A 16568-nucleotide genomic window follows, 5' to 3' on the forward strand; every position below is an offset into this window, starting at 1 on the left:
ATTGTAAATAATCATTATATTTAGTTCATAATTAATCATCTATGAAATTAAAAGCTTTACTATTCTTTCTAACAATTTTTTCTCCATTTCTTTTTGCTCAAAATTTGTGGAAAGTAGAATATGAAACCTATGATAAAATCTTTTTTGATGAAAAAGATCCTGTTTATAAAGCAGCATTAGATAAAAACAATTCTACACCAAAATATTATCAATTACTTTTTGATGAAAATCAGTCGTTTTTCAGTGAAGTTGTAAAAATTGATAATAGTCAAAATCAATCATCTATGTCGATGAGTACAATTGATAATAATATTTACATAGATTATAAAACTCTACAATATAAAATTGAAGGAAATTATGTAAACAAAAATATTTTAATAATAGATAATTTGCCAAAATACACTTGGACAATTAGTCGAGAATCAAAAGAAATTTTGGGTATTAAAGTAAAAAAAGCAATAACCGAATACAAAGATTCTAAGATAGAAGTTTGGTTTGCGCCAACTTTACAACCAAAAGGCGGACCAATATTTTTCAATGGGTTGTCAGGTTTGATTTTAGAATTGAAAGCTGTAACAACAAGGAAAGACGAAAGTTACGAAACGACTTTTAGAGCAATTAATATAAAAGAAGCATCTAAAAACGAAGTGATTAAAATTCCATCAAAAGGTCAAAAAATGACACAAATTGAGAAAGACGATTTTGTAAAAGAAGCGAATAGAAAAATGATGGAAGCCTATAATAATAAGGTTTCTAAAGATTAAAACATAAAAAAACCACTTCTTTAGAAGTGGTTTTTAAATTTTATAGCTGAGGTATTATAACATTTTCAAGAAGTTAACTTCTAATTCTGTTAATCTTCTAAAATCACCTCTTTGTAAAGTTTTCTTTGTAAGTCCGGCAAAAGAAACGCGGTCTAACGCTTCTACTTCGTATCCTTTTGTTTCGAAAATACGACGTACAACGCGGTTCCAACCAATGTGTAATTCTACACCAACTTCATTTTTCGGTCTACCTTCGATAAAAGAAATTTCGTCAACAACTGCAATTCCTTCAGGAATTAAACGAACACCTTTTTTGATGTCAGCCAAATCATTTGCTGTTAACTTTTTATCTAAAGTTACATGATATATTTTTTTGATATCATGACTTGGATGCGTTAATTTCTTAGTTAAATAACCATCATTTGTAAACAATAAAACTCCTGTTGTCTGTCTGTCCAAGCGACCTACAGGGAAAATTCTCGCTGTAGTTGCTGAAGACATTAAGTCCATCACAGTTTTACGTCCTTTTTCATCATTTGATGTTGAAATAAAACCTTTTGGCTTATTCAACACAAAATATACATTTTTCTCTGAAGAGATTTTACGACCATCGAAACGCACTTCATCATCGGGTTGTACTTTATAACCCATTTCAGTAATCACTTGACCATTCACTGTAACGATTCCAGTTTTGATCAACTCGTCGGCCTCTCTTCTGGATGCAATCCCTGCATTCGCCACATATTTATTTAAACGAATAGTCCCGTCATCAACTGGTGCTTTTTTCAGTCTTTTAACAAATGGTTTTTCACCTGGTTTGTTAAACGGTTTCTTTGGTCCAAAACTTTTCTTTCCTTCTTCCGATGGTTTTCCACCAAAAGTTGGTTTTCCTTTCCCTGAAGATGGTTTAGAAGAAGAATTTCCTCTTGCTCCACCTTTTCCACGATTGTTCCCGCCTTGGGAATTTCTGTCGTTGGATTGATTTCGTCTGTTATTCATCTGAATTTGATTAATTTATGCGCTGATTAAAATTTTGCGCAATAGTTTGCAAAGTTAAGGGATTTATTTCGATTAATACGATACTAAATACACCCGCAACAATCATTCCCTTAAAAAAATAATGTAAAATCTTATATGCTTGTGTCGATTTTATTCTCCAAATGATAAATAAAATCACTGTGAAAGCGATATTTGCAGCAATAAAAAAGTATTTCATTGCACCAACATTATTTTTCATAATGATAATAATTCCAATGATTAATTCTGTAATAATTAAACATGAAATCAAAACTTTTGTAAAATCGATTCCATATTTAATTGGAATTGAATCATAATTATAAATCAAATCTGCTTTTTGAGAACTCAAATCTTTTACAATATCAGTAATCAATAATAAAATGGTTAAGAAAGTAGCATGTAAAGCCAAATTAAACGTAAAATGATCAAAATAAACCAATAAGGCGAAAAATGGCATGACACGAATGACAACCAAGTAAAAGTTTTTGATCAATGCAAAACGATTGATTTTGTGACTATAAAACCAAACTAAAAATTGATAAGCCAAAAAGAAAACGAAAACTTTCCACGAAATTAAAGCTGCAATAATCAATGCTAAAGCATTTAGAGCAATGTAAACAGTTAGTTTGAAACCTTGCGAAACTTGTTTCTGAAGATAAACTTGTAAAGGACGTTTGAGTTCGTCTTTTTCTAAATCGTAAAAATTATTGATGATATATCCCGCAGCCACACAAAGTATCGAACAAAGAATAAGTCCGTCTAACTTTGGATTTGTCAACAATTGACGATGACCAACTTCTGGCGCAAAAATAAAAAGCGCCGCAAGATATTGTGCTAATATTAACACAATTAAATTATAGCCACGAACAACAGAAAATAATGCAAAAACCTTTAAGATTATTTTCTGAACGTTCATTGATTATATTTTTATAAATTAATTTTTTAGAATTTGTAAATAACTTCGGTTTGAAAGTCTTTTAGGTAGCTTTTCGCTTTGTCATAATCTTGTGTAAAACCAAGAACATAACCGCCTCCGCCAGAACCACAAAGTTTTAAGTAATAGGTATCTGTATCAATTCCAGTTTTCCATGCATTTACCAATTTTTGAGGAATCATAGGTCTGAAATGCTCATAACCCCAAGCCGATAATTTTTGAAGATTTGCAAAAAGTGGATTGTATTCACCTTTCACAAAGTTCTCGATACATGCATTATTGTATTTAATAAATTCTTCTTTCAATGTTTTACGGAAACCTTCTTTTTTCATTTTTTCGAAGAAAATATGAATCATTGGCGCCGTTTCACCTGGTGTTCCTGAATTGATTAAGAAAACAGCTCCTTTTCCGTCAGCATTTGCAGAAGGTAAACCAATTGTCGAGATATCATCTTTTGATTGAATTAACAAAGGAATATTCATGTAACAAATTAAAGGATCAATTCCAGAACTTTTTCCATGAAAATGAGATTCTAAATTACCGAAAAGCGCTTTTAATTCGCTGATTTTTTCTTTGTTCAGATTTTGATTGATATCAATTTTATTCAAGGCGTATTTGTCATAAATAGCGGCAACTAAAGCACCAGAACTACCTACACCATATCCTTGAGGAATGTTAGAATCGAAGTACATTCCGTTTGCAACATCTTCCGAAAAAGACTTTGTATCAAAAGTATCAGCAAAATTTTCTTCTAAAAACTTTGCATAATTTTTCAAGTGAGCATTTGATGATTCTGCAATTTCAGAAGGCTCAAATTTTAATGCACCTTGGTAAAAATTATAAGGAATTGTTAATCCTTTCGAGTTCTCAATAATTCCATATTCGCCAAAAAGTAAGATTTTGGCATAAAATAATGGGTTCTTCATTCAATGTTAAAATTGGTACTGCAAATCTACAAAATTTAAGCCATTCTTTTTTGAATTTGAGGAAGAGTTTTGCTTTAAAAAATTGTAAATCACATTATTTTTTGATTATTAGTAGATTTTGGAATATATTTTGACTAAATAATTTAGAATAAATTGGTTAAATTTCAATTAATAATCAATGATTTTAACCCAATTAGCATTAAAAATAGAGAATTAATGTATTAAAATATATAAATTTGTGCCATGTATATCACCGAATATCTATCGAATGAGATAAAACCAGGGAAAGTTAATTCTTCTCCAAGTCAGCTTTTAGAAGTTGTGCAAGAGAATAAATTGACGCATTTAGCTTTGTTTAAAGGGTTGGATTTTGTTGGAAATATCTCGGAAGAAGATTTGATTGAATTATCAATTGATGATGAAAAAGTAGATTATACTTCGTATTTGGAGAGTTTTTATCTTTCTGAATTGAGTACGCTTTTAGATGCAATTCACATGATGTACACGAATCAGGCGAATATCTTACCAATTCTTAACGAACAATCGCGCTATGTTGGTTTTATTACGGAAACGGATATTATCAACACATTTGCAAATTTTCCTTTTGTCGCTGCGCAAGGCGTTTCGATGTTGGTTTCGATTGCGGAAAAAGATTTGTCGATGACCGCGATTTCTAATATTATTGAAGTGAATAACGGAAAAATTTTGGGAATGATGATTGTTGGGAATAATGAGGATAGCGTTTATGTTTTGCTGAAATTTAGTTCATCGAACTTGTTGGCAATTGGCGAAACATTTGAGCGTTATGGATATCAAGTGATTCAAAAATTTTATAATGACGAAAAACAAGAACTTCTGCAAAGTCGTTATGCACAATTGTTAAAATACATGAATACCTAATGATAAAAGTTGCACTTTTTGGACAAAAAACAAGTACGTCTTTAACGGATATTATTCCACCATTTATTAATTATTTAGTTCACAACGAAATTGCTTTTTGTGTTGAGCAAAATTTTCTTCAAATTTTAAAAGAAACAACTGATTTTGATACTGATAACGTAGAAACCTATACTTCTTATGATGATTTAGACAAATCGGTCAAGTTTTTATTCAGTTTTGGTGGAGATGGAACAATCTTATCGGCAACTACAATTGTTAGGGATTCTAATATTCCAATTATTGGCGTAAATACTGGACGTTTAGGCTTTTTAGCAACAATTAATAAAAGTGTGTTGTTGGAGCAAATGGATAGTTTTTTCAATGATGATTATAACATTATTCCACGAACTTTATTAACAGTGAAAAGAAGTGATGGTGTAGAAATTGAAAATAATTTTGCGATAAACGAAGTAACTGTAGTTCGCCGTGAAACAACTAGTATGATTACGGTTGATGCTTATTTGAACAATGAATTTCTAAATTCTTTTTGGTCTGATGGATTAATTATTTCTACGCCAACAGGTTCTACAGGATATTCGTTGAGTTGTGGAGGACCAATTGTTCATCCGTCCAATCAAAATTTTGTCATTACACCTGTTGCGCCACATAATCTAAATGTGCGTCCATTAATTGTATCAGAAAACGAAAAAATTGACTTAAAAATACGTAGTAGAGCTAATGAATACTTCCTTTCGTTGGATTCTCGTAACTTTCCTTTAACAACTGACGTCGAATTGACGATACAAAAAGCTGACTTCAAAATCTTAATCGTTGAAGCTATTGATGCGACTTATTTCACAACTTTGAGAGAAAAAATGCTTTGGGGTTCAGATAAAAGGAATTAAAATTTACAATAAATCTTCTTAATTTTTGTTAAATCAGTTACGTTGAATTGACTTTTGTTTATATTTGTTCGAATTTAAAAGAAGATAAAAAGCAAAAGCCGAAAAAATAACACAACTTATGAGGAGAGTATTTTTGTTTGTTTTTATACTGTGTTTTTCGCAATTAACTTTTGCGCAAAGACATGAACTCGGAATTTTTGCTGGTGGAGCAAATGTGATTGGAGATATTGGTAAAGCCAATTACATCAATCCGTTTCCTACGAAAACAGAACCAGGTGGGAAAATTTATTTACCAATTTCCATAGGAGGATTGTATCGTTTTAATATAAATCCGCAAATGGGTTTTAGAGCAAATATCTCTTATTCAAAAGTTGGAGCAAGTGACCACCGCTCGAAAGAGTATTACAAATTAGAAAGAAATAAAAATTTTCGAAATAATATTGTAGAAGGATCATTGATGTTTGAGTATAATTTCTTTAATATCAATGATGATCAAGAAAAAGCGCAATCGCCTTATATTTTTGTAGGAGTTGGAGCTTTTTCTGCAAAAGGAAAAGAATATGATTACGATGGGACAAACAACGTAATTATCGAAAAAACAAAATATAATACCGATTTAACGATTCCTTTTGGGGTTGGATATAAAGTAAGATTCAATTACAATTGGATTTTATCTTTTGAGACAGGTGTTCGTTATACAAATGTTGATTATATAGATTACAACAAAGGAAAATTTACTCAAAATTTTATCGATGCTGTAGCTGATGGTGTTGTACCTTCAGATGAATATAGTAAAAGAGTATATGGAAACACATCAAACAAAGATTGGTACGTATTATCAGGAATTACCTTAACGTACAGTTTTGGTCGACCTGCTTGTTATTGTGATTAAAAAGAATGGGAATTAGTTTAGTAGAACAAATAGATAAAAACAATATACCTATTCACGTTGCAATCATTATGGATGGTAACGGAAGATGGGCTAAGAAGAACGGTAAAGAAAGAACTTTTGGACACAAAAGTGCTTTGGGAGCTGTACGATCTTCAATCGAGACTTGTCGAAAATTAGGTATAAAACATCTTACACTTTACGCATTTTCTACTGAAAATTGGAACCGTCCAAAATTAGAAGTCAATGTTTTAATGACGTTATTAAGTTCTGCAATTAAGGACGAAATAAATGAATTACACAAAAATGGAGTTCGCTTGAATGTGATTGGAGATTTATCAAAATTACCAAAAAAAGCATTCAAAGATTTGACTCAAGCGATGGAAAAAACGAAAGACAACACAGATTGTGTTTTGACATTAGCATTAAGTTATGGTTCGAAAGAAGAACTATTACACGCGATGAAATCTATTGCCAAAAAATACAATGACGGAGAAATATCCGACAATGATTTTAATGAAGAATTAGTTCATCAAAACTTATATACACACGATTTACCAATGGTAGATCTTATGATTAGAACAAGTGGCGAAACCAGAATTAGTAATTTCTTGTTGTGGCAAATTGCTTACGCAGAATTATATTTTACAGAGGTTTTGTGGCCTGATTTTAACGAGGAAGAATTTTATAAAGCAATTTTAAATTACCAAAATCGAGAACGTAGATTTGGTAAGATAAGCGAGCAACTAACGAACTAATCGAACTGAAATAGAGGATTATGAAGAAAATTTTTTGGACAATGTGTATGCTTGGTGCTTACATGGCACAGGCGCAAGTCGTAGACTCTACGAAAACCATTGATTCAACACAACAAGATAATTTTGTCTTAGATTATACCAATGCACGAACTTTCAAACTGAAAGATATCGTTGTAACAGGAGATTCTAAATATTCTAAGAATCAAATTATCCGTTATGCAGGTTTTGCTATCGGTGAGGAGATAGAATTACCAGGTACGAAGGTAAATAATGCTGTAAAAAAATTATGGAGATCTAATATTTTCTCTGACATCGACTTGTATGTAGATAAAATAGAAGGTAACGAAGTAACATTAGAGCTTGCCTTGGTTTCAGTTCCTAGTTTAGGAGAAATTAAGATTAACGGCGTGAAAAAATCGCAACGCGAAGATTTAATCAAACAAAATAAATTAAATCCAGGTGTTAAGATTACGCAAAGTTTAATCAATACAACAAATAATAAAATCAAAGATTATTATACTGGAAAAGGTTATCCTAACACAACAATTAATGTAGAACGTCAGCCAATTGTTGGTAAAGAAGACGAAGAAAACATTACATTAAATGTGAATCGTGGAGAGCGTGTAAAGATTAAGAAAATCATTTTCGAAGGAAATGAAAACTTAACTGCTGCTCGTTTACGTAAAAAAGGGATGAAAAATACCAAACAGAAATCTATCAATATCTTCAAGTCATCTAAAATGATTCCTGAAAAATTCCAGGAAGATTTAAAAACATTGGTTGAAGAGTACAAATCTGTTGGTTTTAGAGATGCTAAAGTTGAGTCATACAATATCGAAAAAGTTGATGATAAAAACTTATTGGTTAAGATTAAAGTTAACGAAGGAAAACCATATTTCTTAGGAGATGTAACGTTTTCTGGAAACTCAATTTATACTTCTGAACAGTTACAGCGAATTTTTGGTTACAAAACAGGAGATCGTTATGACGCAGTAGGTATCAACAAAAAGATTTCTGGATCAGAAAAAGACGATGATATTTCTACGTTATATATGGATAGAGGGTATTTGTTTGCTCGTGCTATTCCTGTAGAAAAAAGTGTAAAAAATGATACAATCGATCTTGAAATTAAAGTTTTCGAAGGTACACAAGCTACACTTAATAAAGTAACGATTAACGGTAATACAGAAGCACACGATCATATTTTATACCGTGAGTTAAGAACTAAACCAGGAGATTTATTCTCTAAATCGGACATTAAGCGTACGATGATGGAGTTAGCTTCTTTGGGATACTTAGAGCCAACGCAAATTGTTCCAGATATTCAACCAAATCAAGATAATAATACAGTTGATGTGGAGTGGAAAGTTGCGCCAAAATCATCTTCTCAAGTAGAATTACAAGGAGGATATGGTGCAGGGACTTTCATTGGTACATTAGGATTAACTTTCGGGAATTTCTCATTAAAGAATTTTTTCAATAAAAAAGCTTGGAAACCAATTCCAATGGGAGATGGACAACAATTATCACTAAGAGCACAAGCTGGTAACGGATATAAAAATTATAGTTTATCATTTGTTGAACCTTGGATTGGAGGAAAACGCCCTACAGCTTTATCAACATCTTTTTATTATTCACAATATGATTACCGTGATAATTATGGAGAAAAAGCGAAATTGGATATCTTAGGAGCTTCAGTTGGGTTAACTAAGTTATTAACTTGGCCAGATGATTATTTCCGTTTATCAAACTCAATTTCTTATCAGTTATATAACTTCGATAATTATGCGATGTCTGTTGGTAATATGCAATATGAAAATGGTTCTTCAAACAACTTAAACTATACATTAGGTTTAACACGTAACTCTGCTGGACCAGACCCTATTTTCCCTCAATCAGGATCAGAAATTAGTTTATCGTTTACGACAACATTTCCTTATTCAGTTTTTAATAACAAAGACTATACAAACATGTCTGACGTAGAAAAATTCAAATGGTTAGAATATTATAAATTCAAAGCTAAAGCATATTTCTACAAAGAATTAACAGGTAAATTAGTTTTAAAAGCTGGTGGAGAATTTGGAGTTTTAGGAACATACGACCGTAAAATTGGAACAATTCCTTTCGAACGTTTTTACTTAGGAGGAACAGGTCTTACACAAAATCGTTTCGATGGACGTGAGATTATTTCATTAAGAGGTTACGAAGATGCAACAAATTCTGGTGGACAAACAGGAGATATTACGCCAGAAGGAGGTGGAACAATTTATAATAAATATTCGTTAGAATTACGTTATCCAATCACAATGAGCCAAACAGCCAAAATTTATGCATTAACTTTTGCAGAAGGAGGTAACGTTTGGAACAATACAAGTGAATTTAAACCGTTTGAATTAAAACGTTCTGCTGGAGCAGGTGTTCGTATTTATATGCCAGCATTTGGTTTATTAGGATTTGATTTCGGATACGGATTTGATAAAGGATTTGGACAAACAGAACGCTCTGGATGGCAAACTCACTTTATTATTGGACAACAATTCTAATAAATTGATTAAATTTGCTTAGAACGTTTTGGCATAATTTTAGAATTAACACATCACAAATATGAAAAAATGGATTAGATTTATAGCGTTGTTCTTTGGATTAGCAAGTTTCTCTTTCGCGCAAAGGTTTTGTTATGTAGACAGTCAGTATATTTTAGAAAATTTACCAGAATATACATCGTCTCAAAATAAATTAAAATCTCAAACAGAATCTTGGCAAAAAGAAATTGAGCAAAAACAAGAAAATTTAGCTAAATTACAAGCCGAATTCGAAGCAGAAAAGATTTTATTAACGGCAGAACAGGTTAAAGAGCAAGAGAAAAAGCTAGCAGATGAAGTAGCGGCTGTAAGAATTTTGCAAGACAAGCGTTATGGACCAAATGGCGATTTAGTGAATCTGAGAAGATCAATGGTAAAGCCTTTGCAAGATCAAATCTATAATGCGACAAAAGAAGTTGCAGATAAAAGAGGTTATGGTTTCGTATTTGATAAAGGAAGTGATTTAATCATGATTTACACAGATCCAAAGTTTGACATAAGTAGAGAAGTATTAATGACTTTAAGACCAGAGTTGAAACCAAATAATTCAAAAACATCAACTTCTGGAAATAATAAAACTAGTAATAGTAGCAATAAAACAAGAAAATAAATTTTAAAAAACAAATTAGACTAGAAATGAAACAAATTAGATTGATAGCAGTATTTACAATGATGGTTTTCGGAAGCGTTTTATCTTTCGCTCAAGAAATTGCACATATTGATACGCAAGCAGTAATTGAATCAATGCCAGCTTACAAAAAAGCTGAGGCTGATTTACAAGCATTAGGTAAAAAACACGAAGATGCTATCGCAAAATTACAAGCAGACTATAAAACTTTTATGGAAACTGCTCAAAAAGATTTAGCTGGTAAATCTCAAGAAGAAGCTCAAAAATTAATTGCAGCAAACAAATACCAAGAGAAAGAGCAAGAAATGCAAAAGAAATACGAAACTTATGCAAAAGCTGCTCAAGATGAAATGCAAGCAAAAGAGAAAGCTTTAATGGATCCAATCGAGAAAAGAGTAATGGATGCAATTAATGCTGCTGCTGCAAAAAAAGGAGTTAAATATGTTTTACCTGCTGGTGTTTTAGTATACAAAGCTGGAGGATACGACTTATTAAACGACGTTAAAAAAGAATTAGGATTATAATTTTAAGAATTATTAATATCTTCAAGCCACTATTTTAGTGGCTTTTTTTATATATGAAAAGAATTTTAGTTACTGGAGCGAATGGTCAGTTAGGTCAATCAATCTTAGAGCAATCAAAAAACTACAAGGAAATTGAATGTTTTTTTGTCACTCGAAATGAATTAGATATTACGAATGAGGAATTAATAAATCATTATTTCGAAGATAAATCATTCGATTTTGTTGTCAATTGTGCAGCTTATACAGCGGTTGATAAAGCTGAAGATGATCAAGAGAATGCTTATTTAGTAAACGCAAAAGCAACAGAATTTTTAGCAAAAATCACGAATCAAAAAGGAATTCCTTTTATTCACGTTTCGACAGATTATGTATTTGATGGAACTGAAGCTCAACCTCGTCTAGAAACAGATCAAACAAATCCTATAGGGGTGTATGGTCAAACAAAATTAGATGGCGAAAATTTAGCATTAGAAAACAATTCTAAAACGATTATTTTACGCACAGCTTGGGTTTATTCTCGATTTGGAAATAATTTCGTTAAAACGATGCTTAGGTTGTTTAATGACAAAGATTCGATCTCTGTTGTAGCAGATCAAATTGGTTCGCCAACAAATGCAATTGATTTGGCTGATGTAATCTTAACGATTATTTTGAAAGATGATTTAACCTATGGAATTTTTAATTATTCGAATGAAGGAAAATGTTCTTGGTTTGAATTTGCGCAAAAAATTAAAGAATTGTCTAATTCAACAATCGAAATTAATCCTGTTCCAACTTCAGCTTATCCGACAAAAGCGAAACGTCCTGCGTATAGTTTATTGGATAAATCGAAAATAAAAGAAGTTTATCAATTTGATATTCCGACTTGGGAAGATAGTTTGAAAAAAGAATTGAAACACCTGATTTAGTTTCAATTTTAATAACATAAAAAAGCTCGAGAAATTCTCGAGCTTTTATTTATCTGACAGATTATTGATTAATCTAAAATCTCAAAACGAGTATAAGGTTGCAACGCTTTCGGAATTTTTACTGTTCCATCAGCTTGTTGGTGATTCTCTAAAATTGAGGCTAAAATACGTGGTAAAGCCAAAGCAGAACCATTTAAACTATGTGCTAATTGAGTTCCGTTTTCATCTTTGTAACGTAATTTCAAACGATTCGCTTGGAAAGTCTCAAAATTAGATACAGATGAAACTTCTAACCATTTTTCTTGCGCTTCAGAGAAAACTTCAAAATCGTATGTAATTGCAGATGTAAATCCTGTATCACCACCACAAAGTCTTAAAATACGGTATGGTAATTCTAAATCTTCTAAAATTCCTTTTACGTGCTCAATCATTCCGTCTAAAGCAGCGTAAGAATTTTCTGGTTTTTCGATACGTACAATCTCAACTTTCTCAAATTGGTGTAAACGATTTAATCCTCTAACATCTTTTCCATAAGAACCCGCTTCACGACGGAAACATGGTGAATATGCAGTCAACGTAATTGGTAAATCTTCTGCTTTTACAATTGTATCACGGTAAATATTCGTCACAGGAACTTCCGCAGTAGGAATCAAGTACAAATCATCTTCTCCAATATAATACATTTGTCCTTCTTTGTCTGGTAACTGTCCAGTTCCATAACCAGAAGCCTCATTCACAACGAAGGGAGGAACAATTTCTGTATAGCCAGCATCAGAATTTTTATCTAAGAAAAATTGTGTTAAAGCACGTTGCAAACGAGCACCTTTTCCTTTGTAAACAGGGAAACCAGCTCCGGTAATTTTAACACCTAATTCAAAATCAATGATGTTAAATTTCTTAGCAACTTCCCAGTGTGGCAAATTGTTTGGTTTTGCAGTTGCATCTCCGTGTTCAAAAACGATTTCATTATCATCAGCATCTTTTCCTGCTTTTACGATTTCGTTCGGAATATTCGGGATTTGATACAAAATATCTTTAACGGATGTTTCGTAAGACGATAATAAATCTTGTAACTCTTTTGATTGAGTTTTTAAATCAACCGTTTTGTTTTTTAATTCATTAGCCTCTTCCGATCTTCCATCTTTAAACAAATTACCAATTTCTTTTGCTAATTTGTTGGATTCAGCTAATACATTATCTAATTCAAATTGTGTTTTACGACGAAGTTCATCCACATTTAAAACTTCATCAACAAGATCTAATTGTTTGAAGTTACGTTTTTTAAGTCCTTCAATTACACGATCTTTGTTTTCTTGAATGTAAGAAACTACTAGCATACTTTTATTAAATTTATACAAATGTATAAATAATTAATTTTTTAGAATAAAGATTAAATGATTTAGGATCAAAAATTAATCAAAATCAATTAATTTTTAAATTTAACTGTCTTCATTAGATAAATAATTGACACAATGTTTTTTACAAAAAATATTCAAAAATTGTAAAACTATTTATAATTGATTAAAAATCAATAGTTTAAATTTTATTTATTGAGAATTGATTAATACAATTATATTACATTGATTTTACATGCTGTTGTTTACGTTTCGAAATACATTTGTCAAAGAAAATTAATCGAAAATTATTAATAATTAAAACAATAAAACAATGAAAAAATTTTTCGCAGTAGTTGCAGTAGCAGCTTTATCTTTAGGAGCAGTATCTTGTGGTGAGAAAAAAGCAGAAGAAGCAGTAGAAAATACAACTGACTCTTTAGCAACTCAAACTGACTCTTTAGCAGCTCAAACTGATTCTTTAGCAGCTAAAACTGATTCTTTAGTAGAAAAAACTGATTCTTTAGCAACTAAAGTTGAAGGTGCAGCTAAGGAAGTAGCTCCAGCTACTGAAGCTCCAGCAAAATAATTTGAAATAACATTCAGATCATATAAAGAAACCACTTATTAGATAAGTGGTTTTTTTATGCTGTTTTTCGATGTAAATAGCGAGTTAACTTGATAGATAAATCTAAAAGTATAATTTTAGAATTACCATTTCGCTCGATATGATACGACGCTTCATTAATTTCATTTAAAATATCTTCGATATTAGCTCCATGTATAAAAGGCGCAAAACCTTGCCATTTAAAACCTTCTGCATTAATTTGTAAAAAAACTAAATCATCAGATTGATACGTTTTTAACAAAGCTTGACGAAAAATCTCTGAACAATAATTCAAAAAATCTTTTTGTTCACTTCTCGACCAACTTGCAATTTGATTCGACCAATCAATCAAATCTTTTAAAACGGTTGGCGTTTTGGCTGCCATAAAGGCTTTTCGAACCCAAGTCACAAAATACTTATCGAATAAATGTTCGTCATCATTCAATTGATGCAACGCTTCTCGTACATTTCCTTGCGATAAAAAAGCGATATGTTGCGCTTTTTCTGGATTAATATTTTTCTTCTCAATTAGATAATTCTTTATATCCGATTGCGATAAACGAGGAATTTTAACCAATTGACAACGAGAAGTAATGGTTTGTAGAATCAAATCTTCACGTTCTGTTACCAATAAAAAAAGTGTTTTTTGAGGCGGTTCTTCAATTATTTTCAACAATTTATTTGCAGCTGCAGTAGTCATTTCCTCAGCTTGCCAAATAATCATGATTTTATAGCCTCCTTCGTAACTATTTAGCGCTAATGTTTTGACGATTTCATCCGCTTCATCAACAGGAATAACGCCTTGTTTTTTCTCAATACCAAGATGAGACATCCAATCCGTTAAATTTCCATAGACATTTTCGTCTACAAAAGTTCGCCAATCGTTTAATAAATACTTAGCAAGTGGCTTTTTTACACTTTCTGTTGCTGAATAAGGAAAAGAAAAATGTAAATCGGGATGTTGTAATTTATCAACTTTCAGATTGCATTGTTCCTTATTCAAACCACACAAAACTTCACGTGCATAAGCAATTGCCAAAGCCAAAGTTCCCGAACCTTCTGGACCAGAAAAAAGCTGAGCATGACTTATACGACCATCTTTTATAGATTGTTGAAGCTTGTTTTTAATCTCCTGTTGTCCAATTATATTTTCCCAAAGCATAGTCCAAAGTTACTATTTTTATTTTTCAGAATTTATCATACTTTTTAATCGATTGATTTCTTCTAAATTAGCAATTCCAGAATCATCAATCATCGCTGATGAATGAAAGTAAGTAGCGTTTGTATATGAATCAATTTCTTCAATATTTGTTGAGCGCAAACCACCTCCAGGCATAATTGTGATTTGATTTTCTGCTTTTTTAACAAGGTTTTTTAATTCACGTTTTCCATCATAAACATTACTATCTAAACCAGAAGTTAAAATAGTTTTGAATCCTAAATCAATCACGATTTGAAGTGAATTTTCGGCATCAGAAGTTCTGTCAAAAGCGCGATGAAAAGTACAAGGAAAAGGTTTTGCAAGTTCAATTAATTCATGATTTCGTTCAAAATCGATTTCGTTATCTTCATTCAAAATTCCAAAAACAAAACCATCAATTCTAAAATTTTTAATCATGATGATTTCAGATTTCATTTGTTCAAATTCTTCATCAGAATAACAAAAGTCTCCATCACGAGGGCGAATCATCACCATAATTTCTTTATCTGTTTCTTTTCTTAATGTTTTGATATCTTCAAAACTAGGTGTAATTCCGCCTGTTGAAACATCAGCACATAACTCGATTCTATCTGCATTTGATTTTGCTGCAACTAAAGCTGATTCTAAATTAAAGCAAGCAATTTCTATTTTTTTCATTTTGTAATAGATTTTCCGTCAATTAAACGATTTCCAGTTTCATCATAAACCGCAAAGTTAAAGCCAGGATGAATACAATATGAACCATATTCGCCTTGTTTGTTAATTGCAATAAAACCAACTTGAATCGCCGATAAATCTTTTTTACGCGATTTTGTTAATTTAATGATTCGATGAACAGCCTCCTTACATGCATTTTCTGGCGAATAACCTTGACGCATCAACTCCACAACCAAATGACTTCCCGCAATACGAATCACTTCTTCACCATGACCAGTAGCGGTTGCTGCACCAATTTCGTTATCAACATATAAACCTGCGCCGATAATTGGTGAATCACCAACACGTCCGTGCATTTTGTACGCCATTCCGCTCGTAGTACAAGCTCCAGAAAGATTTCCATAGGAATCTAAGGCAATCATTCCAATTGTATCATGATTTTCGATATTGATAGGCATCTGATAATTAGTATCTTTCAACCATTCTTTCCACTCTTTTTCGGAAACATCAGTTAATAAATTCTCTTTTTTGAAGCCTTTTTCCACGCAAATTGAAGTGCACCATTTCCAACTAACATCACGTGTGGTGTATCTTCCATTACCTTTCGCGCAACAGAAATTGGATGTTTGATATACTCTAAACTAGCAACAGAACCAATATTTGCTTGATCGTCCATAATACATGCATCTAAAGTTACTTTTCCATCGCGATCAGGACGTCCACCATAACCAACACTTCGTTCATTTGGATCAGCTTCGACCAATTTTACGCCTTGCTCTACAGCATCTAAAGCTGTTCCATTATTACCTAAAACTTTCCAAGCTTCGGCATTAGCTTCAATTCCAAAACGCCAAGTAGAAAGAACAATTGGTTTATTGATTTTTGTTGAAGTAGTTGATCTTTTAGATGTAGTTTGCGCATTAAGATCAAGTTTTGTTGTACCTAAAAGTAAGCCTAAAGCTCCAAGATTTTTTATGAAATTTCTTCTATTACTCATGTGTTAATCGATTTCTAAATTGTGTTAAAACAAATATAATCCATATTATTGTATAACA

At 31.7% G+C, this 16568-nt stretch carries 16 protein-coding genes and 1 pseudogene; 10 read left to right on the top strand and 7 right to left on the bottom strand.

The genetic code is table 11. The features are described from left to right. Positions 1-41 precede the first annotated feature (41 nt). A complete protein-coding gene (locus tag B4J88_RS02900) occupies positions 42-764 on the top strand; it encodes a GLPGLI family protein (protein ID WP_291066304.1) in 723 nt (240 codons plus the stop codon). 54 nt (positions 765-818) lie between these two features. On the opposite strand, the gene B4J88_RS02905 is transcribed toward B4J88_RS02900, so the two are convergent. From B4J88_RS02905 to B4J88_RS02915, 3 genes are read right to left on the bottom strand one after another with little or no spacing between them, the layout of a single operon-like run. Then, positions 819-1763, bottom strand: a complete 945-nt coding sequence (locus tag B4J88_RS02905) for a pseudouridine synthase (RefSeq protein ID WP_291066306.1) — start codon at positions 1761-1763, stop codon at positions 819-821. Between the two features lie 10 nt (positions 1764-1773). Then, positions 1774-2697 (bottom strand): UbiA family prenyltransferase, encoded by a 924-nt coding sequence (locus B4J88_RS02910; protein WP_038334710.1) that lies wholly within the window; start codon positions 2695-2697, stop codon positions 1774-1776. A gap of 26 nt (positions 2698-2723) precedes the next feature. Further along, positions 2724-3641: a mevalonate kinase family protein gene (locus B4J88_RS02915; RefSeq protein ID WP_038334712.1), complete on the bottom strand. Its 918-nt coding sequence runs from the start codon at positions 3639-3641 to the stop codon at positions 2724-2726. Positions 3642-3884: 243 nt separating this feature from the next. On the opposite strand from B4J88_RS02915, the gene B4J88_RS02920 reads away from it, so the two are divergent. The 8 genes from B4J88_RS02920 (at position 3885) to rfbD (ending at position 11714) form a co-directional block, all read left to right on the top strand. Continuing rightward, a complete protein-coding gene (locus tag B4J88_RS02920; protein ID WP_291066308.1) occupies positions 3885-4541 on the top strand; it encodes an HPP family protein in 657 nt (218 codons plus the stop codon). Then, positions 4541-5425 carry an NAD kinase gene (locus B4J88_RS02925; RefSeq protein ID WP_291066311.1) on the top strand — a complete coding sequence of 295 codons (885 nt, stop codon included), beginning with the start codon at positions 4541-4543 and terminating at the stop codon, positions 5423-5425. The genes B4J88_RS02920 and B4J88_RS02925 overlap by 1 nt, the downstream gene beginning before the upstream one ends. A gap of 118 nt (positions 5426-5543) precedes the next feature. Continuing rightward, positions 5544-6317 (top strand): DUF6089 family protein, encoded by a 774-nt coding sequence (locus B4J88_RS02930; protein ID WP_291066313.1) that lies wholly within the window; start codon positions 5544-5546, stop codon positions 6315-6317. An 11-nt stretch (positions 6318-6328) separates the two neighbouring features. Further along, a complete protein-coding gene (locus tag B4J88_RS02935; protein ID WP_291066364.1) occupies positions 6329-7072 on the top strand; it encodes an isoprenyl transferase in 744 nt (247 codons plus the stop codon). Positions 7073-7092: 20 nt separating this feature from the next. Then, positions 7093-9615 carry an outer membrane protein assembly factor BamA gene (gene bamA / locus B4J88_RS02940; protein WP_291066315.1) on the top strand — a complete coding sequence of 841 codons (2523 nt, stop codon included), beginning with the start codon at positions 7093-7095 and terminating at the stop codon, positions 9613-9615. Positions 9616-9676: 61 nt separating this feature from the next. Then, complete coding sequence (locus tag B4J88_RS02945) at positions 9677-10264, top strand: OmpH family outer membrane protein (RefSeq protein ID WP_038334732.1); 588 nt, start codon at positions 9677-9679, stop codon at positions 10262-10264. Positions 10265-10290: 26 nt separating this feature from the next. Further along, a complete protein-coding gene (locus tag B4J88_RS02950; protein ID WP_114998374.1) occupies positions 10291-10806 on the top strand; it encodes an OmpH family outer membrane protein in 516 nt (171 codons plus the stop codon). Between the two features lie 53 nt (positions 10807-10859). Further along, complete coding sequence (gene rfbD, locus B4J88_RS02955) at positions 10860-11714, top strand: dTDP-4-dehydrorhamnose reductase (protein ID WP_038334743.1); 855 nt, start codon at positions 10860-10862, stop codon at positions 11712-11714. A 68-nt stretch (positions 11715-11782) separates the two neighbouring features. Here rfbD and serS read toward each other — a convergent pair whose 3' ends face one another. Continuing rightward, positions 11783-13051 carry a serine--tRNA ligase gene (gene serS, locus B4J88_RS02960; RefSeq protein WP_038334750.1) on the bottom strand — a complete coding sequence of 423 codons (1269 nt, stop codon included), beginning with the start codon at positions 13049-13051 and terminating at the stop codon, positions 11783-11785. A gap of 331 nt (positions 13052-13382) precedes the next feature. On the opposite strand from serS, the gene B4J88_RS02965 reads away from it, so the two are divergent. Then, positions 13383-13637, top strand: a complete 255-nt coding sequence (locus B4J88_RS02965) for a hypothetical protein (protein WP_038334756.1) — start codon at positions 13383-13385, stop codon at positions 13635-13637. A 55-nt stretch (positions 13638-13692) separates the two neighbouring features. On the opposite strand, the gene B4J88_RS02970 is transcribed toward B4J88_RS02965, so the two are convergent. The 3 genes and pseudogenes from B4J88_RS02970 to B4J88_RS02980 form a co-directional block, all read right to left on the bottom strand. Continuing rightward, entirely contained in the window at positions 13693-14817 is a 1125-nt protein-coding gene (locus B4J88_RS02970; RefSeq protein WP_291066317.1) for an ATP-binding protein, read from the bottom strand. Between the two features lie 18 nt (positions 14818-14835). Next, positions 14836-15513, bottom strand: coding sequence for a copper homeostasis protein CutC (locus B4J88_RS02975; RefSeq protein ID WP_221854122.1), 678 nt, complete (start codon positions 15511-15513; stop codon positions 14836-14838). Continuing rightward, positions 15510-16510: pseudogene (locus tag B4J88_RS02980) on the bottom strand (isoaspartyl peptidase/L-asparaginase family protein). Before B4J88_RS02980 ends, B4J88_RS02975 begins: the two are co-directional and overlap by 4 nt. Positions 16511-16568 lie beyond the last annotated feature (58 nt).

Origin of the sequence: Empedobacter sp. UBA5036, from assembly GCF_002415215.1 — a bacterium.
In the GTDB taxonomy this organism is placed as follows: Bacteria; Bacteroidota; Bacteroidia; order Flavobacteriales; family Weeksellaceae; genus Empedobacter; species Empedobacter falsenii_B.